We start from the raw sequence: 24845 nt of genomic DNA, 5'->3' as shown, positions 1-24845 counted from the left end.
ACAATATCATCAGCGACACTTTATTTTCCTTTACTCATATATTCTTTTTTTATATGAATTTCCAGAGTAAAAATCCCTAAGCCTTTTTAGACTTAGGGATAATGCTACTTACCAAAATAATACTGCGGCTTATTTGGTAAAGATAGACTGACGGAAGTCATCCGTTGTACGAAGATAAGCATTATAAATCTTTTTCTTCAGTAAGTTAACCCAGCTAGCTTCGACGCGACTTGTAGCATTGTCAATATTACGAACATCCTCTGCTGTCGCCTCATCCATTAGCCTTTGCATATCTTTATAAGATCGAATAGTTACTTGCTTCGTACTATTTGGGTTTCTGAGTTCATATTCAATGGTGATCGGCTTCAATTTTGTCAATTTGTCAATCCGCTCTTGGTACATGGCCTTCTTAAAGGCTGCCCAAGAGTCATACTCACCTTTGAATACATTTTCTAGAACCTTCTGGTCTGTCACTAGACCAACATCTCTTCCGAGCCATCCATCCCAAGTTGCGCTTCCCTCTTTCAGAGCTTCTTCTGACAATTTACCAGATACATATGGGATAAATCCTTCATGATAGCCCTTAGCTGCCAGCAACTCATAGGCTGTACGACGGAACATGACATCACCTGGCGCACCAGTTGGATTGCTAAGCGCTGAATAAATTGGAGAGAATAGACTGAGACTGAGATAACCATTTCGTGCATACTTGCCACTATCCTTGTTTTCACGACGAGTAATGACATCATTGTCAATCAAGGATTCAAAAGTTTTTAGTTTCTTAATCTCTTCAGCAGTGAAGGTCCGTGTCTGGTTACCAGCATGGGTTTGTTTGCCATACTTATCAGTAATGTAGTAGTTTTCCATTTTTCTAAACCACTTCATCTTGGCTTCATCTGTCTGCTTCAAGATAGAGCTTGCTTCTAGGTAATCAAGCGTATAGATCATATCAAACATACCATGAACGTAACCTTTTAGGTCTGCTTCATTCTGAACGCGCTCTTTAAAGTTATAAGTATGGAGACGTGTCTTAGAATCCTTATCAACCTTGAATAGAGTATTGAGGGTGATTGTCGCTTCATCTGGACTTGGTGTAGATTGTAAAAGACCACGAGCGTAAAGTTCTGCCCCTAGACCTTCACGACGACCAAAGCCTTCAAAATAAATGGCTCCATCAGAGTTGTGTGTCATCTCGTGTGTATAAACAGAGTTTCCGTAATCTTCTAGCAGACGAGCATTGTCAAAATGGGTCATACTTCCTGTTGCGTAAGCATTATAGCCCTTGCTTGGATACCACTTACCAGCTGGTCCAAAGAATTCCTGCATTGCAGTGGACTGCTTGTCATGTGGTTGGGCCCAATATCTTTGACCATTCTTATCTTTGAGAGCAAAACCATCATAAACCAAGACCGAACGGAAGAGTTTATCTTTACTTTCATCACTTAAAATCTTGTACCAGAAATCGTAATGGTCTCTCTGCCATTCAGCTGACTTTCTCACTCGATCTTCAACATAGCTAGCAAGTTCAGCATCTGTACGGACCTTCCCATCAACAATATCTCGGTAACGATCATAAGCTCCCATAGAGATGGTAGACATATTGGAAATGATGTAGACACCCTTTTCAGTCATAGTCAAAAGCGGTAGCAACATACCCTTATGTTCCCAACTATCAGATGTAATCTTATCATAAACTCCGACAGAGTACTTACTCTTATCATTCGCATTGTCTTGGAGCGCCTTAGCTTCTGCAATGTCCGACTTGGCCTCGATAATATAGGCTTTTGTATTATCCTTGAGCCATTCATTATTGGTCTTATACGGCAAAAAGAGATTACGATAACTTTCAAGATAATTGAATAAACCTCGCTTACCAGTTGCCTCAGACAAGGAAGTATCATAGGTTTGATAAGTATTTTTTGCCTTGAGATTTTCAAAACCAGAGCGACCTAAGGCAATGATCGTGTCTAGTGTCGACGCATCGTTATTACCAAAGAAATCAAACTTATAGGCAGATAAATCTTTGACATTGATGGTGTCATAATTGATGTTATACCAACGATTTAGGTAGGTTAAACCAACTAAGAAGGCTTCTTTATTATCGGTGATTTTCTTAGCGATATAATCAGCTACTACAGTTCCCTCAGTATTGATGGACTTGTCCATAGCCAGAACCTTTCGTAACTCCACAGATAAGTTAGCTTTGACTTGATCAAAGGCTTTATCCAAATAAAGATCATCCAGAGAAGTTTCTGCATTTATACCTAAAACCGTTCTCACAGCAGCTGAATCTAAAACTACCTTATTCAACTCTGGTAAAACTTTGGTGAGAATCTTGCTATAGTCAGATAGGAAGGCTTCCGGAGTATAGAGAAGATTCAAGTCCTTGATGGTATATTCTGCTATAGCCTTATTTTTAAAGTCTCCCTTATAGGTAACTTCTAGATACTGAATGGTATTGTCTTCGTAATGAAGCATGAGACGATTGATGCCTGTCTTATTTCCATGAATATCCGTGATGATCTGCTGATCTTTCATCGGAACTACATCGAGCAAATAGCTGGTGTTGAGCTTATGATCCTCCGCTAGCTTGTTGGCATAAGCTACGATTGTTTCCTTATTATAGAATGGCAGAAGTTTTTCCATATTTAAGTAAGCTATAGTACGGTTACTGTCTACTTTCTTCGCCTTACTATAATCTACTGCATAGAGGTTCAGATTGGTGTCGTCCAGGCTTGTCGTGATTCCAAACTCTCCTAGCTTGTCTTGGGCTTGTTCAAGACTAAGCTTAGAGCTAGCAAATGGATCTTCTGCTAGTGTTTCAATTCCTTCGACTGCATAGGCATTGGTGATACGGTCATTTTTATAACCTTGATCGCCAGAAATACTATAAACTCTTGATCCACTGACATTACTCAAGACGTTGTCAATCAAACCATTGTAGTAATTTGAACCAACTACTCCACCAATTTGGCCATTCTTGGTTGAGTTCTGAATTTTCCCTGATGCATAGGAATTAGTGATACGAGCATTGGCTTCTAATCTTCCGACTAAACCACCAAAGCGTTGCTCATTAGTCTTGGCACTCGCTAAAATAGTAACATCTGCTCTACTTTGTGTCAGTAGGGAAGCATTTCCTTTCAGATTTGCGACTAATCCTCCGACATTATAGGCCTTGCTTTGCTTATCATTAGTCTGAATAGTACCTGTAAAGGAACTATTTGTGATTTGTGTGTTAGTTGCAACAACCACTAGCCCCGCAACTTGACTTGCATTCCCTACCACGGCAACTCGTCCTTGAGCAGAGACATCTTGAATGTGAGCGTTTTCTGCAGAACGGGCCAAGCTTGCAGAATCATAAGTCCCAACAATATTGACATCCTTCAAATCGATATTTGTAATCCTTGCACCACTCTTGAGATTCTCAAACAAAGGCTTGGCTAGGTTGTAAATAGCATACTGTTTACCATTATGACTACCTGTAAGGCTACCTGTAAAGTTGTTTCGTAAATAAACATAATCGCTTGCTGCCAAGCTTACTTCACTAGCATCTAAATCAGCTCCTAGCACATAGTTGCCTGCCATGTTGCTCTTCATCGCTTCTAACAGACTTGCAAAACTAGTATAAACACCTTGCTGATTTGAATGAGACTTGCTGATGTAGAAGTCATATCCTGGTTTATAACCTGTTTCACTTTCTTGCACAAGCTCAGGCAGAGATACAGTGACCTTATAAACTTCCCTACCATCTTTAGTGCTTTCGGCAATACTCTGAACTGGCAGGAGCATTTCTTTCGACTCGGCAGACTTAACTTTGACAAAGTAATTTGACAAATCACTTGGAACTGCGTTCATGGAAATCAAACGTTTATACTGCTCATTTTCCTTGCTGTAGAATTCAACAGATTCTACATTTCGGATAGAAATTTTCTTATACTCGAGTTCAAATTGACGACTGTCCTTTTCAAAGTCTGTAACCTGGCCTTGATCTAATTCATAGGTCAATTTTGTCTTCAAAGTATAATTTGTATAATGATCCAAATCACCAATCTTGAGACTGCCTGCAAAATTCGTAATCGGAAGTGAGCGTACAAGCTGGTCACCTTCATATAATTCTGCTGTAGCTGTCCGTAATGATTGAGTTTCATCAGTCATGTTGTACTGAACCGTAACAGAACGATCTTCTGGATTTTCTGTAAGACTGAGGATACTTAGATTTGGTCTAACTTTTGCAACTCCATTTAGAGCCGTTCTGGCTGCTGTCAAGTTCGCCAAGGCTTGATCAACTTGAACTTGGCTAGCTAGTCGATTTGCTAAAACTGTCTCTGCATTTGCAAATTCTCTTGTAAAGTTTGTTTTTTTATCTGAGTCAGCATTTTTGTATTTGAAGCTATCCTGGATGTCTTGACTTTCTCGGTATTCTGTTTGTAAAGCTACCTTAGTGACATCTGGGCCCTGTAATTGCTCTTTCGCATTCTCAATGCTTGCAACTGCTTGGTTGACTTGCTCTTGGCTAGCTTCTGATTGCGTCAATAATTCTTGACCTTTAAGGAGTGCCGAGTCGTAACTAATTTGGCGAGTTGAGATATCGTTAAAATAACGTGCCTGTGATTTAACTTGCTCTGCTTCCGACAATAGATTGTAGAGAGGAATTAAATCAAATTCATCCAATGCTTCAACCTTTGGAGCATCATTTGGAATCATAAACGGACTTGCTGTTCCAATCTTAACAATCTGAGTCACTGGTGGCAAGGTTTCTTCATTAGATAATTCTAGACGATCCAATTCTTGATTATTTGAATAGTAGACCCTAGTTTTGATTGTACGCTCACCTTCCACTCCAGGAACACTTACAATACGTGAATCCTTGACCAACTCATCAGTATACTGCTCCTCAATCTTAAAGGCTACTTTTTCAACTCTCGTTTCATCTACATAGCTAAGCTCTAACTCAGGAAGGTCAAAACTTGGTGTAGGCTCTGTGCCAGCTGTGCCGACTGGGTCTGTATACTCTGGTAATTCATAAACTGAGGCTGGACCGTCGCCTGCTGTGCCTACTGATTCTGTATACTCTGGTAATTCATGAACAGGGGCTGGATCGTCGCCTGCTGTGCCTACTGAATCTGTGTAACCTGGAACGTCGTGAACTGGAGCGGGTTCGTCACCTGCTGTGCCGACTGGGTCTGTATACTCTGGCAAGTCATGAACCGGAGCAGGTTCGTCACCTGCTGTGCCGACTGGGTCTGTGTACTCGGGAACCTCATGAACTGGTGTAGGCTCTACACCAGATGTGCCGACTGGTTCTGTATACTCGGGAATTTCGTAAACTGGAGCGGGTGCGTCACCCACTGTGCCGACTGGTTCTGTATACTCTGGTAATTCATGAACCAGGGCTGGATCGTCGCCTGCTGTGCCGACTGAATCTGTATATTCTGGGATTTCGTGAACTAGAGCTGGTTCAGCACCTGCTGTGCCGACTGGGTCTGTATATTCTGGGACTTCATGAACGGGGGCAGGTTCGTCACCAACTGTGCCGACTGATTCTGGGTACTCTGGTAATTCATGAACGGGGGATGGATCTGTACCAGCTGTGCCGACTGGATCTGTATATTCTGGGAATTCGTGAACTGGGGATGGATCGTCACCAGCTGTGCCCAACGAATCTGTATACTCTGGCAATTCGTGAACCAGAGCGGGTTCGTCGCCTGCTGTGCCGACTGAATCTGTGTACTCTGGCAGTTCGTGAACCAGAGCTGAGTCTTCACCAGCTGTGCCTACAGGATCTGTATATTCTGGAATATCATGAACTGGAGCGGGTTCGTCGCCTGCTGTACCAACAGGTTCTGTGTACTCTGGCAAGTCATAAACGGGGGCGGGTTCTGTACCTGCCGTGCCGACTGGATCTGTATACTCGGGAACCTCATGAACCGGAGCTGGGGCGTCGCCTGCTGTGCCGACTGTTTCTGTATACTCTGGTAATTCATGAACTGGGGCGGGTGCGTCACCAGATGTGCCGACTGTTTCTGTATACTCGGGAACATCGTGAACTAGGGCGGGTTCTTCGCCAGTTGTGCCGACTGGTTCTGTATACTCTGGTAAGTCATAAACCGGGGCGGGATTGTCGCCTGCTGTGCCGACAGGGGATGTATACTCCGGCAATTCGTGAACGGGAGCGGATTCTGTATCTGCTGTGCCGACTGGATCTGTATACTCTAGGACTTCATGTACCGGAGCGGACTCTGAACCTACCGTACTTACTGGATCTATGTACTCTGGAACTTCATGTACCGGAACGGGCTCTGAACCTACCGTATTTACTTGATCTGTATACTCTGGTAATTCATGAACTGGGGTAGGCTCTGCACCTGCTGTGCCGACTGGATCTGGGTACTCGGGAACCTCATAAACCAGGGCGGGATCTGCACCTACTGTGCCGACTGATTCTATATATTCAGGGACTTCGTGAACTGGAGCGGGTTCGTAACCAGATGTACCGATTAATTCTGTATACTCGGGAACGTCGTGAACTAGGGCTGGTTCTTCGCCAGTTGTGCCGACTGATTCTGTGTACTCGGGAACCTCATGAACTGGGGTAGGCTCTACACCAGATGTTCCTACTGATTCTGTATACTCGGGAATTTCGTAAACTGGGGCTGGATCTGCACCTGCTGTGCCGACTAATTCTGTGTACTCGGGAACCTCATGAACTGGGGTAGGCTCTACACCAGATGTGCCGACTGGATCTGTATACTCCGGCAAGTCATGTACGGGGGCTGGGGCGTCGCCTGCTGTGCCGACTGATTCTGTATATTCTGGAACGTCGTGAACAGGGGCTGGTTCGTCACCAGATGTACCTACTGAATCTGTGTACTCGGGAACGTCATGTACCGGAACAGGTTCTGTACCTACCGTCCCTACTGATTCTGTGTAGGCTGGGACTTCGTGAACGAGGGCGGGTTCTATACCTACCGTCCCTACTGAATCTGTATATTCTGGAACTTCATGAACGGGAGCTGGGTCTGTGCCAGCTGTACCCACAGGAGCTGGGTACTCTGGCAAGTCGTGAACAGGAGATTCTTTAAGCAATTGATTACTTTCTGCCGTGCCCACCAAAATAATCTCTGAAATAGGTTGGACTGTCACTTGATCAAACACCAACTCAGATTTTATCACCTTCTGATTAGCACTGTAGCGACGAGTAATCACTGTACGTTCCCCAGATACACCCACCTGAATGGTCTTTGTTTGCCCCTTAACAAGATTATCCGAATAGCGATATTCTGTTTGATAAGGAAGCACTTGCGTTTGACTTTCATCTTGACTAGATAATTGTAACTCAGAGCGATCAGAAATTGAGCTTCCCGATGGCACTCGGTTTGCTCCATTGACAAGCTCCAGTTTTTCATCTGTCGACTTGTCTGAACTATCTGCTTTTGATACTGCCACCGCTTTGTCATTTTCAGATCCGTCCACTGATTGATTCACAGTCTGATTAGCTTTATGCTTAGATTCTTCACCTTGCTCCAAAGAATTTTTCAAAATAGCCTGACTCTTCAGATAACCAATGTATTCAAAATTTTCAATGTTCAAGGGCTGAGGTAGTTGCTCTCCTAGTCCCAAATTTAAAAGCTGATTATAAGCAGCTAGCTCAATATTTGTAACTGCAAGTATTGAAGGAGAAAGAAGAATGGATCCTAGTCCAGTCACCAATAAAATCGAAGATAGATATCTTTTCCCGTTTTTCCCCTTAGAAATTACCAAGACCGCAAGAACAATACCAGCTGTTGCAAAGATTGCTTCCCATATACCGGAGTAGCCAGTACTTGGTAAGTTTCCTATCAATCTTCCTTCTTTTTTAGGACGATAAACCAAGTAGTATGCATCTGTACTTTCCTCTACAAATTTTGGAAGTTCCTTAACAACCATCGCATTTTCAGCATCTGTCAATTCTGATTCTATAACATACTTATACTGAATCTGAACAGCTTGATTCGCTGCTAACTCTGCTGCTTCAACAGGCTGTGTACTAGTCCCAACTACAGAACCCAAAAAGAAGCTTCCAATAGTCGCTGATATCAGACCTACTGATAACTTTCTAAAAGAAAAACGCTGGCGCTTTTCTCCGTAAAATTGATGTTTCATCACTTAACTTTTTCCTTTATAATAAAATATTAAATCCTTTCTATTTTATCGAATTTCCCTCCAATAAACAAGGATTTTGTTTGCCTCTTGAAATTATTTTACGCTACATACCGTTAACAAGATTCTTATCAGTGGATACTGTTTATCAAGCATTCTCAACTTCCTATTATTTTCAATTTCATACACAAGAGTTTTTATGAAAATAATAAGAAACAACGAGCATCTCCAACTATGGAAATGCTCGTTGTTTTGATATTTAGAAGTGAGTTTTTACCCAGCTTCTTTTCTAGCAATCTCATAGAATCAAGATTCTAAGATTTGCTTTATCCGAGTAATGGTTTACTCTTCTTCCTTACGTTTTTTAGAGATAAGGAGTCCTCCTGTCGCTGCTGCAAGAAGTGCTAGAGCAAGTGAAGCGCTAGATTGTTTTGTACCAGTGTTTGGCAATTCTTTCGCTCCCGCTTTCTTAGATGGTTCTTGAGCAGGTGACTCTTTAGTTGCTTCTTTAACGACTTTTTCAGATGCAAGTACTGCTACTGAACCGTCTGCAAATGTTACAACCACAGTTCCATCGTTGTTAACCTCAACATCTGTCGCTGTTGGGTTAGCTTTCTTAACTTCGTCAGCTACCTTAGCTTTTTCGGCATCTGTCAAGTTGTTAGGATCTACTACTGGAGTAAGAGCTGGTACTTTAACATTATCCGCATCCTTACCATCACCTTTACCAACTGTTTTCTCTGTTGGAGTTGATGTATTGCCTGATGCATCTTTTGCTACGGCAGTCACTTTATCACCAGCTTTCAAGCCAGATACTGGAATGCTGAAGGTTCCATCTTCACCTGCTGTTGCTGATTTCTTAGCTCCGCCTGGAAGAGTGACTTCGACAGTTGAACCTGGCTCAGCTTTACCTGTGATGGCTTCATCTCCAGCTTTAACTGGGTTCACAACTGGCGCATCTGGTGCTGTCTTATCATCGGCTTTCGCTACTGTTGCTGTAGTTGGAGTTGATGTGTTCTTAGCTGCGTCTGTTGCTGTAACAGAGACTGTTTGGCCTTCTTCCAAGCCACTTACTGGAACACTGAAGTTACCATCTTGGTCGGCTGTTGCAGTTGCTTTAGTGCCATCTGGAAGAGTTACTTCGACTGTTGAACCGGCTTCAGCTGTACCTGTTACTGCTGTGTCACCAGCTTTAACTGGGTTCACAACTGGGGCATCTGGAGCTGTCTTATCATCGGCTTTCGCTACTGTTGCTGTAGTTGGAGTTGATGTGTTCTTAGCTGCGTCTGTTGCTGTTACTGAGACTGTTTGGCCTTCTTCCAAGCCACTTACTGGAACGCTGAAGTTACCATCTTGGTCGGCTGTTGCAGTTGCTTTAGTGCCATCTGGAAGGGTTACTTCGACTGTTGAACCGGCTTCAGCTGTACCTGTTACTGCTGTGTCACCAGCTTTAACTGGGTTCACAACTGGGGCATCTGGAGCTGTCTTATCATCGGCTTTCGCTACTGTTGCTGTAGTTGGAGTTGATGTGTTCTTAGCTGCGTCTGTTGCTGTAACAGAGACTGTTTGGCCTTCTTCCAAGCCACTTACTGGAACGCTGAAGTTACCATCTTGGTCGGCTGTTGCAGTTGCTTTAGTGCCATCTGGAAGGGTTACTTCGACTGTTGAACCGGCTTCAGCTGTACCTGTTACTGCTGTGTCACCAGCTTTAACTGGGTTCACAACTGGCGCATCTGGTGCTGTCTTATCATCTGCTTTCGCTACTGTTGCTGTAGTTGGAGTTGATGTGTTCTTAGCTGCGTCTGTTGCTGTTACAGAGACTTCGTCGTTTTCATTCAAGCCAGATACTGGAATGCTGAAGGTTCCATCTTCACCTGCTGTGGCTGATTTCTTAGCTCCGCCTGGAAGAGTGACTTCGACTGTTGAACCTGGCTCAGCTTTACCTGTGATGGCTTCATCTCCAGCTTTAACTGGGTTCACAACTGGCGCATCTGGTGCTGTCTTATCATCGGCTTTCGCTACTGTTGCTGTAGTTGGAGTTGATGTGTTCTTAGCTGCGTCTGTTGCTGTTACTGAGACTTCGTCGTTTTCATTCAAGCCAGATACTGGAATGCTGAAGGTTCCATCTTCACCTGCTGTGGCTGATTTCTTAGCTCCGCCTGGAAGAGTGACTTCGACTGTTGAACCTGGCTCAGCTTTACCTGTGATGGCTTCATCTCCAGCTTTAACTGGGTTCACAACTGGCGCATCTGGTGCTGTCTTATCATCGGCTTTCGCTACTGTTGCTGTAGTTGGAGTTGATGTGTTCTTAGCTGCGTCTGTTGCTGTTACTGAGACTTCGTCGTTTTCATTCAAGCCAGATACTGGAATGCTGAAGGTTCCATCTTCACCTGCTGTGGCTGATTTCTTAGCTCCGCCTGGAAGAGTGACTTCGACTGTTGAACCTGGCTCAGCTTTACCTGTGATGGCTTCATCTCCAGCTTTAACTGGGTTCACAACTGGCGCATCTGGTGCTGTCTTATCATCTGCTTTCGCTACTGTTGCTGTAGTTGGAGTTGATGTGTTCTTAGCTGCGTCTGTTGCTGTTACTGAGACTTCGTCGTTTTCATTCAAGCCAGATACTGGAATGCTGAAGGTTCCATCTTCACCTGCTGTGGCTGATTTCTTAGCTCCGCCTGGAAGAGTGACTTCGACTGTTGAACCTGGCTCAGCTTTACCTGTGATGGCTTCATCTCCAGCTTTAACTGGGTTCACAACTGGCGCATCTGGTGCTGTCTTATCATCGGCTTTCGCTACTGTTGCTGTAGTTGGAGTTGATGTGTTCTTAGCTGCGTCTGTTGCTGTTACTGAGACTTCGTCGTTTTCATTCAAGCCAGATACTGGAATGCTGAAGGTTCCATCTTCACCTGCTGTGGCTGATTTCTTAGCTCCGCCTGGAAGAGTGACTTCGACTGTTGAACCTGGCTCAGCTTTACCTGTGATGGCTTCATCTCCAGCTTTAACTGGGTTCACAACTGGCGCATCTGGTGCTGTCTTATCATCGGCTTTCGCTACTGTTGCTGTAGTTGGAGTTGATGTGTTCTTAGCTGCGTCTGTTGCTGTTACTGAGACTTCGTCGTTTTCATTCAAGCCAGATACTGGAATGCTGAAGGTTCCATCTTCACCTGCTGTGGCTGATTTCTTAGCTCCGCCTGGAAGAGTGACTTCGACTGTTGAACCTGGCTCAGCTTTACCTGTGATGGCTTCATCTCCAGCTTTAACTGGGTTCACAACTGGCGCATCTGGTGCTGTCTTATCATCTGCTTTCGCTACTGTTGCTGTAGTTGGAGTTGATGTGTTCTTAGCTGCGTCTGTTGCTGTTACTGAGACTTCGTCGTTTTCATTCAAGCCAGATACTGGAATGCTGAAGGTTCCATCTTCACCTGCTGTGGCTGATTTCTTAGCTCCGCCTGGAAGAGTGACTTCGACTGTTGAACCTGGCTCAGCTTTACCTGTGATGGCTTCATCTCCAGCTTTAACTGGGTTCACAACTGGCGCATCTGGTGCTGTCTTATCATCGGCTTTCGCTACTGTTGCTGTAGTTGGAGTTGATGTGTTCTTAGCTGCGTCTGTTGCTGTTACTGAGACTTCGTCGTTTTCATTCAAGCCAGATACTGGAATGCTGAAGGTTCCATCTTCACCTGCTGTGGCTGATTTCTTAGCTCCGCCTGGAAGAGTGACTTCGACTGTTGAACCTGGCTCAGCTTTACCTGTGATGGCTTCATCTCCAGCTTTAACTGGGTTCACAACTGGCGCATCTGGTGCTGTCTTATCATCGGCTTTCGCTACTGTTGCTGTAGTTGGAGTTGATGTGTTCTTAGCTGCGTCTGTTGCTGTTACAGAGACTTCGTCGTTTTCATTCAAGCCAGATACTGGAATGCTGAAGGTTCCATCTTCACCTGCTGTGGCTGATTTCTTAGCTCCGCCTGGAAGAGTGACTTCGACTGTTGAACCTGGCTCAGCTTTACCTGTGATGGCTTCATCTCCAGCTTTAACTGGGTTCACAACTGGCGCATCTGGTGCTGTCTTATCATCGGCTTTCGCTACTGTTGCTGTAGTTGGAGTTGATGTGTTCTTAGCTGCGTCTGTTGCTGTTACTGAGACTTCGTCGTTTTCATTCAAGCCAGATACTGGAATGCTGAAGGTTCCATCTTCACCTGCTGTGGCTGATTTCTTAGCTCCGCCTGGAAGAGTAACTTCGACTGTTGAACCTGGCTCAGCTTTACCTGTGATGGCTTCATCTCCAGCTTTAACTGGGTTCACAACTGGCGCATCTGGTGCTGTCTTATCATCTGCTTTCGCTACTGTTGCTGTAGTTGGAGTTGATGTGTTCTTAGCTGCGTCTGTTGCTGTTACTGAGACTTCGTCGTTTTCATTCAAGCCAGATACTGGAATGCTGAAGGTTCCATCTTCACCTGCTGTGGCTGATTTCTTAGCTCCGCCTGGAAGAGTGACTTCGACTGTTGAACCTGGCTCAGCTTTACCTGTGATGGCTTCATCTCCAGCTTTAACTGGGTTCACAACTGGCGCATCTGGTGCTGTCTTATCATCGGCTTTCGCTACTGTTGCTGTAGTTGGAGTTGATGTGTTCTTAGCTGCGTCTGTTGCTGTTACTGAGACTTCGTCGTTTTCATTCAAGCCAGATACTGGAATGCTGAAGGTTCCATCTTCACCTGCTGTTGCTGATTTCTTAGCTCCGCCTGGAAGAGTGACTTCGACAGTTGAACCTGGCTCAGCTTTACCTGTGATGGCTTCATCTCCAGCTTTAACTGGGTTCACAACTGGCGCATCTGGTGCTGTCTTATCATCTGCTTTCGCTACTGTTGCTGTAGTTGGAGTTGATGTGTTCTTAGCTGCGTCTGTTGCTGTTACTGAGACTGTTTGGCCTTCTTCCAAGCCACTTACTGGAACGCTGAAGTTACCATCTTGGTCGGCTGTTGCAGTTGCTTTAGTGCCATCTGGAAGGGTTACTTCGACTGTTGAACCGGCTTCAGCTGTACCTGTTACTGCTGTGTCACCAGCTTTAACTGGGTTCACAACTGGGGCATCTGGAGCTGTCTTATCATCGGCTTTCGCTACTGTTGCTGTAGTTGGAGTTGATGTGTTCTTAGCTGCGTCTGTTGCTGTAACAGAGACTGTTTGGCCTTCTTCCAAGCCACTTACTGGAACGCTGAAGTTACCATCTTGGTCGGCTGTTGCAGTTGCTTTAGTGCCATCTGGAAGGGTTACTTCGACTGTTGAACCGGCTTCAGCTGTACCTGTTACTGCTGTGTCACCAGCTTTAACTGGGTTCACAACTGGGGCATCTGGAGCTGTCTTATCATCGGCTTTCGCTACTGTTGCTGTAGTTGGAGTTGATGTGTTCTTAGCTGCGTCTGTTGCTGTTACAGAGACTTCGTCGTTTTCATTCAAGCCAGATACTGGAATGCTGAAGGTTCCATCTTCACCTGCTGTGGCTGATTTCTTAGCTCCGCCTGGAAGAGTGACTTCGACTGTTGAACCTGGCTCAGCTTTACCTGTGATGGCTTCATCTCCAGCTTTAACTGGGTTCACAACTGGCGCATCTGGTGCTGTCTTATCATCGGCTTTCGCTACTGTTGCTGTAGTTGGAGTTGATGTGTTCTTAGCTGCGTCTGTTGCTGTTACTGAGACTTCGTCGTTTTCATTCAAGCCAGATACTGGAATGCTGAAGGTTCCATCTTCACCTGCTGTGGCTGATTTCTTAGCTCCGCCTGGAAGAGTGACTTCGACTGTTGAACCTGGCTCAGCTTTACCTGTGATGGCTTCATCTCCAGCTTTAACTGGGTTCACAACTGGCGCATCTGGTGCTGTCTTATCATCGGCTTTCGCTACTGTTGCTGTAGTTGGAGTTGATGTGTTCTTAGCTGCGTCTGTTGCTGTTACTGAGACTTCGTCGTTTTCATTCAAGCCAGATACTGGAATGCTGAAGGTTCCATCTTCACCTGCTGTGGCTGATTTCTTAGCTCCGCCTGGAAGAGTGACTTCGACTGTTGAACCTGGCTCAGCTTTACCTGTGATGGCTTCATCTCCAGCTTTAACTGGGTTCACAACTGGCGCATCTGGTGCTGTCTTATCATCGGCTTTCGCTACTGTTGCTGTAGTTGGAGTTGATGTGTTCTTAGCTGCGTCTGTTGCTGTTACTGAGACTTCGTCGTTTTCATTCAAGCCAGATACTGGAATGCTGAAGGTTCCATCTTCACCTGCTGTGGCTGATTTCTTAGCTCCGCCTGGAAGAGTGACTTCGACTGTTGAACCTGGCTCAGCTTTACCTGTGATGGCTTCATCTCCAGCTTTAACTGGGTTCACAACTGGCGCATCTGGTGCTGTCTTATCATCGGCTTTCGCTACTGTTGCTGTAGTTGGAGTTGATGTGTTCTTAGCTGCGTCTGTTGCTGTTACTGAGACTTCGTCGTTTTCATTCAAGCCAGATACTGGAATGCTGAAGGTTCCATCTTCACCTGCTGTGGCTGATTTCTTAGCTCCGCCTGGAAGAGTGACTTCGACTGTTGAACCTGGCTCAGCTTTACCTGTGATGGCTTCATCTCCAGCTTTAACTGGGTTCACAACTGGCGCATCTGGTGCTGTCTTATCATCGGCTTTCGCTACTGTTGCTGTAGTTGGAGTTGATGTGTTCTTAGCTGCGTCTGTTGCTGTTACTGAGACTTCGTCGTTTTCATTCAAGCCAGATACTGGAATGCTGAAGGTTCCATCTTCACCTGCTGTGGCTGATTTCTTAGCTCCGCCTGGAAGAGTGACTTCGACTGTTGAACCTGGCTCAGCTTTACCTGTGATGGCTTCATCTCCAGCTTTAACTGGGTTCACAACTGGCGCATCTGGTGCTGTCTTATCATCGGCTTTCGCTACTGTTGCTGTAGTTGGAGTTGATGTGTTCTTAGCTGCGTCTGTTGCTGTTACTGAGACTTCGTCGTTTTCATTCAAGCCAGATACTGGAATGCTGAAGGTTCCATCTTCACCTGCTGTGGCTGATTTCTTAGCTCCGCCTGGAAGAGTGACTTCGACTGTTGAACCTGGCTCAGCTTTACCTGTGATGGCTTCATCTCCAGCTTTAACTGGGTTCACAACTGGCGCATCTGGTGCTGTCTTATCATCTGCTTTCGCTACTGTTGCTGTAGTTGGAGTTGATGTGTTCTTAGCTGCGTCTGTTGCTGTTACTGAGACTTCGTCGTTTTCATTCAAGCCAGATACTGGAATGCTGAAGGTTCCATCTTCACCTGCTGTGGCTGATTTCTTAGCTCCGCCTGGAAGAGTGACTTCGACTGTTGAACCTGGCTCAGCTTTACCTGTGATGGCTTCATCTCCAGCTTTAACTGGGTTCACAACTGGCGCATCTGGTGCTGTCTTATCATCGGCTTTCGCTACTGTTGCTGTAGTTGGAGTTGATGTGTTCTTAGCTGCGTCTGTTGCTGTTACTGAGACTTCGTCGTTTTCATTCAAGCCAGATACTGGAATGCTGAAGGTTCCATCTTCACCTGCTGTGGCTGATTTCTTAGCTCCGCCTGGAAGAGTGACTTCGACTGTTGAACCTGGCTCAGCTTTACCTGTGATGGCTTCATCTCCAGCTTTAACTGGGTTCACAACTGGCGCATCTGGTGCTGTCTTATCATCTGCTTTCGCTACTGTTGCTGTAGTTGGAGTTGATGTGTTCTTAGCTGCGTCTGTTGCTGTTACTGAGACTGTTTGGCCTTCTTCCAAGCCACTTACTGGAACGCTGAAGTTACCATCTTGGTCGGCTGTTGCAGTTGCTTTAGTGCCATCTGGAAGGGTTACTTCGACTGTTGAACCGGCTTCAGCTGTACCTGTTACTGCTGTGTCACCAGCTTTAACTGGGTTCACAACTGGGGCATCTGGAGCTGTCTTATCATCGGCTTTCGCTACTGTTGCTGTAGTTGGAGTTGATGTGTTCTTAGCTGCGTCTGTTGCTGTAACAGAGACTGTTTGGCCTTCTTCCAAGCCACTTACTGGAACGCTGAAGTTACCATCTTGGTCGGCTGTTGCAGTTGCTTTAGTGCCATCTGGAAGGGTTACTTCGACTGTTGAACCGGCTTCAGCTGTACCTGTTACTGCTGTGTCACCAGCTTTAACTGGGTTCACAACTGGGGCATCTGGAGCTGTCTTATCATCGGCTTTCGCTACTGTTGCTGTAGTTGGAGTTGATGTGTTCTTAGCTGCGTCTGTTGCTGTTACAGAGACTTCGTCGTTTTCATTCAAGCCAGATACTGGAATGCTGAAGGTTCCATCTTCACCTGCTGTGGCTGATTTCTTAGCTCCGCCTGGAAGAGTGACTTCGACTGTTGAACCTGGCTCAGCTTTACCTGTGATGGCTTCATCTCCAGCTTTAACTGGGTTCACAACTGGCGCATCTGGTGCTGTCTTATCATCGGCTTTCGCTACTGTTGCTGTAGTTGGAGTTGATGTGTTCTTAGCTGCGTCTGTTGCTGTTACTGAGACTTCGTCGTTTTCATTCAAGCCAGATACTGGAATGCTGAAGGTTCCATCTTCACCTGCTGTGGCTGATTTCTTAGCTCCGCCTGGAAGAGTGACTTCGACTGTTGAACCTGGCTCAGCTTTACCTGTGATGGCTTCATCTCCAGCTTTAACTGGGTTCACAACTGGCGCATCTGGTGCTGTCTTATCATCGGCTTTCGCTACTGTTGCTGTAGTTGGAGTTGATGTGTTCTTAGCTGCGTCTGTTGCTGTTACTGAGACTTCGTCGTTTTCATTCAAGCCAGATACTGGAATGCTGAAGGTTCCATCTTCACCTGCTGTGGCTGATTTCTTAGCTCCGCCTGGAAGAGTGACTTCGACTGTTGAACCTGGCTCAGCTTTACCTGTGATGGCTTCATCTCCAGCTTTAACTGGGTTCACAACTGGCGCATCTGGTGCTGTCTTATCATCGGCTTTCGCTACTGTTGCTGTAGTTGGAGTTGATGTGTTCTTAGCTGCGTCTGTTGCTGTTACTGAGACTTCGTCGTTTTCATTCAAGCCAGATACTGGAATGCTGAAGGTTCCATCTTCACCTGCTGTGGCTGATTTCTTAGCTCCGCCTGGAAGAGTGACTTCGACTGTTGAACCTGGCTCAGCTTTACCTGTGATGGCTTCATCTCCAGCTTTAACTGGGTTCACAACTGGCGCATCTGGTGCTGTCTTATCATCGGCTTTCGCTACTGTTGCTGTAGTTGGAGTTGATGTGTTCTTAGCTGCGTCTGTTGCTGTTACTGAGACTTCGTCGTTTTCATTCAAGCCAGATACTGGAATGCTGAAGGTTCCATCTTCACCTGCTGTGGCTGATTTCTTAGCTCCGCCTGGAAGAGTGACTTCGACTGTTGAACCTGGCTCAGCTTTACCTGTGATGGCTTCATCTCCAGCTTTAACTGGGTTCACAACTGGCGCATCTGGTGCTGTCTTATCATCGGCTTTCGCTACTGTTGCTGTAGTTGGAGTTGATGTGTTCTTAGCTGCGTCTGTTGCTGTTACTGAGACTTCGTCGTTTTCATTCAAGCCAGATACTGGAATGCTGAAGGTTCCATCTTCACCTGCTGTGGCTGATTTCTTAGCTCCGCCTGGAAGAGTGACTTCGACTGTTGAACCTGGCTCAGCTTTACCTGTGATGGCTTCATCTCCAGCTTTAACTGGGTTCACAACTGGCGCATCTGGTGCTGTCTTATCATCGGCTTTCGCTACTGTTGCTGTAGTTGGAGTTGATGTGTTCTTAGCTGCGTCTGTTGCTGTTACTGAGACTTCGTCGTTTTCATTCAAGCCAGATACTGGAATGCTGAAGGTTCCATCTTCACCTGCTGTGGCTGATTTCTTAGCTCCGCCTGGAAGAGTGACTTCGACTGTTGAACCTGGCTCAGCTTTACCTGTGATGGCTTCATCTCCAGCTTTAACTGGGTTCACAACTGGCGCATCTGGTGCTGTCTTATCATCGGCTTTCGCTACTGTTGCTGTAGTTGGAGTTGATGTGTTCTTAGCTGCGTCTGTTGCTGTTACTGAGACTTCGTCGTTTTCATTCAAGCCAGATACTGGAATGCTGAAGGTTCCATCTTCACCTGCTGTGGCTGATTTCTTAGCTCCGCCTGGAAGAGTGACTTCGACTGTTGAACCTGGCTCAGCTTTACCTGTGATGGCTTCATCTCCAGCTTTAACTGGGTTCACAACTGGCGCATCTGGTGCTGTCTTATCATCGGCTTTCGCTACTGTTGCTGTAGTTGGAGTTGATGTGTTCTTAGCTGCGTCTGTTGCTGTTACAGAGACTTCGTCGTTTTCATTCAAGCCAGATACTGGAATGCTGAAGGTTCCATCTTCACCTGCTGTGGCTGATTTCTTAGCTCCGCCTGGAAGAGTGACTTCGACTGTTGAACCTGGCTCAGCTTTACCTGTGATGGCTTCATCTCCAGCTTTAACTGGGTTCACAACTGGCGCATCTGGTGCTGTCTTATCATCGGCTTTCGCTACTGTTGCTGTAGTTGGAGTTGATGTGTTCTTAGCTGCGTCTGTTGCTGTTACTGAGACTTCGTCGTTTTCATTCAAGCCAGATACTGGAATGCTGAAGGTTCCATCTTCACCTGCTGTGGCTGATTTCTTAGCTCCGCCTGGAAGAGTAACTTCGACTGTTGAACCTGGCTCAGCTTTACCTGTGATGGCTTCATCTCCAGCTTTAACTGGGTTCACAACTGGCGCATCTGGTGCTGTCTTATCATCTGCTTTCGCTACTGTTGCTGTAGTTGGAGTTGATGTGTTCTTAGCTGCGTCTGTTGCTGTTACTGAGACTTCGTCGTTTTCATTCAAGCCAGATACTGGAATGCTGAAGGTTCCATCTTCACCTGCTGTGGCTGATTTCTTAGCTCCGCCTGGAAGAGTGACTTCGACTGTTGAACCTGGCTCAGCTTTACCTGTGATGGCTTCATCTCCAGCTTTAACTGGGTTCACAACTGGCGCATCTGGTGCTGTCTTATCATCGGCTTTCGCTACTGTTGCTGTAGTTGGAGTTGATGTGTTCTTAGCTGCGTCTGTTGCTGTTACTGAGACTTCGTCGTTTTCATTCAAGCCAGATACTGGAATGCTGAAGGTTCCATCTTCACCTGCTGTGGCTGATTTCTTAGCTCCGCCTGGAAGAGTGACTTCGACTGTTGAACCTGGCTCAGCTTTACCTGTGATGGCTTCATCTCCAGCTTTAACTGGGTTCACAACTGGCGCATCTGGTGCTGTCTTATCATCGGCTTTCGCTACTGTTGCTGTAGTTGGAGTTGATGTGTTCTTAGCTGCGTCTGTTGCTGTTACTGAGACTTCGTCGTTTTCATTCAAGCCAGATACTGGAATGCTGAAGGTTCCATCTTCACCTGCTGTGGCTGATTTCTTAGCTCCGCCTGGAAGAGTGACTTCGACTGTTGAACCTGGCTCAGCTTTACCTGTGATGGCTTCATCTCCAGCTTTAACTGGGTTCACAACTGGCGCATCTGGTGCTGTCTTATCATCGGCTTTCGCTACTGTTGCTGTAGTTGGAGTTGATGTGTTCTTAGCTGCGTCTGTTGCTGTTACTGAGACTTCGTCGTTTTCATTCAAGCCAGATACTGGAATGCTGAAGGTTCCATCTTCACCTGCTGTGGCTGATTTCTTAGCTCCGCCTGGAAGAGTGACTTCGACTGTTGAACCTGGCTCAGCTTTACCTGTGATGGCTTCATCTCCAGCTTTAACTGGGTTCACAACTGGCGCATCTGGTGCTGTCTTATCATCGGCTTTCGCTACTGTTGCTGTAGTTGGAGTTGATGTGTTCTTAGCTGCGTCTGTTGCTGTTACTGAGACTTCGTCGTTTTCATTCAAGCCAGATACTGGAATGCTGAAGGTTCCATCTTCACCTGCTGTGGCTGATTTCTTAGCTCCGCCTGGAAGAGTGACTTCGACTGTTGAACCTGGCTCAGCTTTACCTGTGATGGCTTCATCTCCAGCTTTAACTGGGTTCACAACTGGCGCATCTGGTGCTGTCTTATCATCGGCTTTCGCTACTGTTGCTGTAGTTGGAGTTGATGTGTTCTTAGCTGCGTCTGTTGCTGTTACTGAGACTTCGTCGTTTTCATTCAAGCCAGATACTGGAATGCTGAAGGTTCCATCTTCACCTGCTGTGGCTGATTTCTTAGCTCCGCCTGGAAGAGTGACTTCGACTGTTGAACCTGGCTCAGCTTTACCTGTGATGGCTTCATCTCCAGCTTTAACTGGGTTCACAACTGGCGCATCTGGTGCTGTCTTATCATCTGCTTTCGCTACTGTTGCTGTAGTTGGAGTTGATGTATTGTTTGAAGCGTCTTTCGCTGTGACAGAGACTGTTTGACCTTCTTCCAATCCGCTAACTGGAACGCTGAAGTTACCATCTTTGTCAGCTGTTGCTGTTGCTTTAGTGCCATCTGGAAGTGTTACTTCAACTGTTGAACCTGCTTCGGCTGTACCTGTAACTGCTTTATCACCAGCTTTAACTGGGTTCACAACTGGTGCATCTGGAGCTGTAACATCTGCTTGACTGACAGTTTGTGCTGGTGTCAATTTCGCTGTTGAACCATTTGAGTAGGTTAATGTTGTAGTACCATCATTTCCTACTTCAACCTTAGTTGCAGTTTTGTTCGCTGTCTCTACGGCTTTCTTAACTGCATCTTTTTCTGGTTGAGTTAGGCTTGATGGATTTTTAACTGGTGTAACTGTAGGTGCAGTTGGTTCAATTGTAAATACTGAATTTGCTGGAATGACATCTGTACTTCCATCTTTATAAGTAACAGTTACATTAGTTCCATTTAACGTAACACTATCAATTTTATCGCTGAAAGTTGGGTTAGCATCTTTAACAGCTTTTTCAATAGCACTCGCTTCTGGAACAGTGTTTGATGTGATAGGTGTTGATGGAGCTACTGCAGTATACTTGAATGTTTGTGGTTTCCAAACAAAACGAATACGGCCAGGTGCACCTGTATCACCAGCAGCTCCTACGTTATCATAATTTGTATTTCCAGCTAAATCTTCAGCATAGACATAACGAGTTATTCCTGTACCATCTGTGTAAGATCCATTTGGAATATTTGCTGTTAATTTAATGATAGCCGGATTTGTTTCAGTAGCTGTTGTTTCTGAACCAAATCTGTTTGCTTTTAAGTATAAAGCACTCTTCGTTTTACCATTTAGATATCCAGCATCTTCTGTTCCTAAACCTGTACGATTATCTTGAGCAAATACTAGATATGCTTTAGCAATTTTACCTGAGTTATCAGTAATTTTTAGTTCGATATTATTTTCTTCACCTGAATATACATAGATAATTTGGTTAGCTTTATCATCATACGGAATATTTACTACAGGACGAACTGTCTCTTTTACAGTAACTTTAGTTGGAGTTGATGTGTTTTTAGCTACATCTGTTGCTGTAACACTAATTTTATCATCAGCATTCAAAGCTGGAACTGGAATTGAAAACTCACCATTGTCACCTGCTTTTGCAGAGGCTTTTTGTCCATTTGGAAGGGTTACTTCTACAGTTGAGCCTGCTTCTGCTGTACCTGTAATGGCAGTAGCGCCTGCCTTAACTGGGTTTACAGTTGGAGCTGCTGGCGCTGTTGTATCTGGTACTGTAACTGATGTTGCACCTGACTTGTTACCTGCTGCATCTGTTGCTGTAACAGATACTGTTTTACCTTCTTCCAATCCGCTAACTGGAACGCTGAAGTTTCCATCTTGGTCAGCTTTTGCGGATACTGTAGAACCATTTGGAAGGGTTACTTCTACGGTTGAGCCTGGCTCAGCTGTACCTGTTACTGCTGTAGAGGCTGCTGTCACTGGGTTTACTTTTGGTGCTGCTGGTGGTGTTGTATCTGCTGGTTTTGCTTCTACATTAATTTCTTTCCAACCAACAGGACTTGTGTATTTATCTTCTTTAATGTTTGAAACTACCTTAGCCTTACCTGGTTGGATTTGCTCTTTCATTTCAAGGACAATAGTATCAAAGAAACCATCAGTAGAGTATGACTTAACAACTGCTTTTGATTCGTCTTTTGAAGTCCATGCCCCTGGAATTGAATCGCGTTTAATAGCTACTACACTTCTAGCGTTACCAGCTTTAGGATAATCAAAGTAAGCAATTCCCGCATCATGTGGCACTTTCAAAGTAACTGTAGTAGTTTCTGCAACAATACTTTGTTTATCAGAAGAAGTTTCAGACGGTTGAACAACTGATTCACCAAGTCCAACTTTAACCTCTGTTTCAGCACTTTCTTCACCATTGATCGTTTGGGTAACTGTCAATGTATCTCTTGGAACCAACTGATCTTGCTCAGTGATATTACTGTTTACACCAGTTGGAAGAGTTGCAGACCAAGAACCATCCTCAGCAACAGTCACATTATCAACAATTGTCTTACCAGCAACAGCAATTTTGATTGTTGCGCCTTTTTTACCAATTCCTGAGATGGTATTGTCTGTTGACTTGATACCTGGCTCTGTCATAACACCGCCAACTTGTAATGTTGGAGTGACAGTAGGTCCAGCTGGTGCAAATACATAAGTCAACAACTGCCCACCTGGAGTTAGGGTAACGGTATTGTTTCCTTCGTTATATGAAGGTGCTTTGCTTGCATCGATTCTCTTTAATTTATAACCTTTAGCTTCGACTGCTGCAATTTTGCTGTCTTGGGTGCTAAGGTTAATAACCTCATTTTCATCACCTGGAATCGCACTACTTGCTTCGATTTCATTACCTTTTGCATCAACAAATTTCATGTGGACGATTTGTGGCGCTGTAAACTCAAATTTTTCAATCTGAACACGTTGCAAGTTTGTACCAGAACCTGTACTTCCGACAAATGAGAGGGCATAGGTAGCATTTCTAGCAGTCAAAGCATTCTTGGCTTCATTTGTCATACTACGGCTAGATTTATCAAGTTTTGTTGTCCAAGTTTGGCTACCGTATGTTACCGTGAATTCTTTTTTAGTTCCATTATAGTTATAGTTAATCTTGAAATCAACCCATTGTCCATTTGGTGCTGGATTTAAAGGTTTCATCTCTGTAATAGAATTTACTCTTCCTTGATTGTTTGATGAATAAAACGCACCGAACGCATGATTCGTATCTCCACGGTTGTATGAAGGATCTGCCATTGATTTGATTTCAGGTTTTGGAGTACCTTTATTCCACCATGAGTCAAGTTTGAAACCAAAAGCTGCATTAATTCCACCCATACCGATTGATGCACCAGAAAGACCTAGTTGACTTTGCTTACCTGTATGGAAGACGAAACCGACTCCGTCACCACCAGCACGACCATCCACTTCGTGTCCTTCATATTTATTACCAATATCTACTTTACCAGTGAAAGAGAAATCTTGGCTAGGATCGATTTTAAAACGTAGGTAGGCATTACCAGCCTGTCCTGATACATCTTCTGTCAACTTAATAGTTCCTGAAGATTTTTCATAACTTGCAGTTCCACCTTCTTGGAAGAAACTTTCAAAGTTTTCCTTGGTTACGATAGCACGAGCAAGGTTAGTTTCATCAATTGAACGAGTTGTTCCTTCAGTAGTCGCACGTCTGCTTCTTACTTTAGGAGTTGCTGAAGATTCTGTAGTTGCTTCCGATGTTTTCTCAATTGCTGCTTCAGTAACTTCCTTCACACTTGCCACTGCTTGAGTCAAACGTTCAACACTTTGGTTTACTTGTTCTTGGCTTGCAGATCCGTTCGCAACTAATGCTTCAGCTTCTGCAATTGCAGATGCTACTTCAGCTTTAACTGAAGCTTCTTGAGCATCCAAGTTTTTAGCTTTAGCTTGTGTCAAAACAGCTTCTAGTTGAGATTTGTCAGCTGAAACGACAGTTGTTGCTGAATTTGCTTCTACTGCTTCAGTCGCAACTGGGCTAGTTGCAGCTGGTGCCGCATAGGTCGTCGCCTCTGCAGTAGGTTCATTTTGTGTTGCTGAATTTGTAGCTTCTGTCTTAGCTTCTACACTGTCAGCGTGAACCGTTGGAGTAGCTAGTGTAGCTCCAACCGCAAAGACTAGCGAACAACCAAACAAGAAATGTTTTCCTTTTTTGATCATACGCCAATTCTTTTGTTCTGCATTTTTACGATTAAAACACATATTTATTTCTCCTTTTGTGTTTATGTAGTATTATACATACAACTTTATTATAATCTTTTTACTTAGATAAATCAAATTTATTCTTTCGATTTCTTTCAGTTTATTATATTCCAAATGTATACATATAGGTTTTTATAATATCTAAATATAGTTTTTCTCTATTTTGTTAATTTTTTTCTTAAAAACTTGATGTTCTTTTAAAATCAAAAAGAGCAGAAATTTTCACCACACAAACATATATATTTTATGTTTTGTTAGAAACTCTTCCTTAGCTTCCTAGAATACATTGATTATTAGCTGCTAGAATTCCAAATTTATACACGGACTTAGATATTTCTTAAGCAGCCTGCTAACAAAAAAGGGCAATTTTATTTTATAGTGTAATGAAATCAAATCTGAACAAATTGACTAGGGAAATCAGAGTGATTTTTATCCATGTTTTAAAAGCAACAGTGTACTATACTATATTTGATTGAAATAAGATATGAACAAAGAGGTCAGGAAAGTCAAAATAATTT

General features: G+C 44.6%; 2 protein-coding genes. Both read right to left on the bottom strand.

The annotated features are described in order from the left end of the window. Positions 1–129 precede the first annotated feature (129 nt). Positions 130–8142: an SIALI-17 repeat-containing surface protein gene (locus RRU92_RS04455; RefSeq protein WP_315640768.1), complete on the bottom strand. Its 8013-nt coding sequence runs from the start codon at positions 8140–8142 to the stop codon at positions 130–132. Positions 8143–8481: 339 nt separating this feature from the next. Then, positions 8482–24327 (bottom strand): Ig-like domain-containing protein, encoded by a 15846-nt coding sequence (locus RRU92_RS04450; RefSeq protein ID WP_315640767.1) that lies wholly within the window; start codon positions 24325–24327, stop codon positions 8482–8484. Positions 24328–24845: the final 518 nt, after the last annotated feature.

The organism is Streptococcus sp. DTU_2020_1001019_1_SI_AUS_MUR_006 (genome assembly GCF_032340315.1).
Classification (GTDB): Bacteria; Bacillota; Bacilli; order Lactobacillales; family Streptococcaceae; genus Streptococcus.
This window is presented reverse-complemented; position numbering and strand designations above follow the sequence as displayed.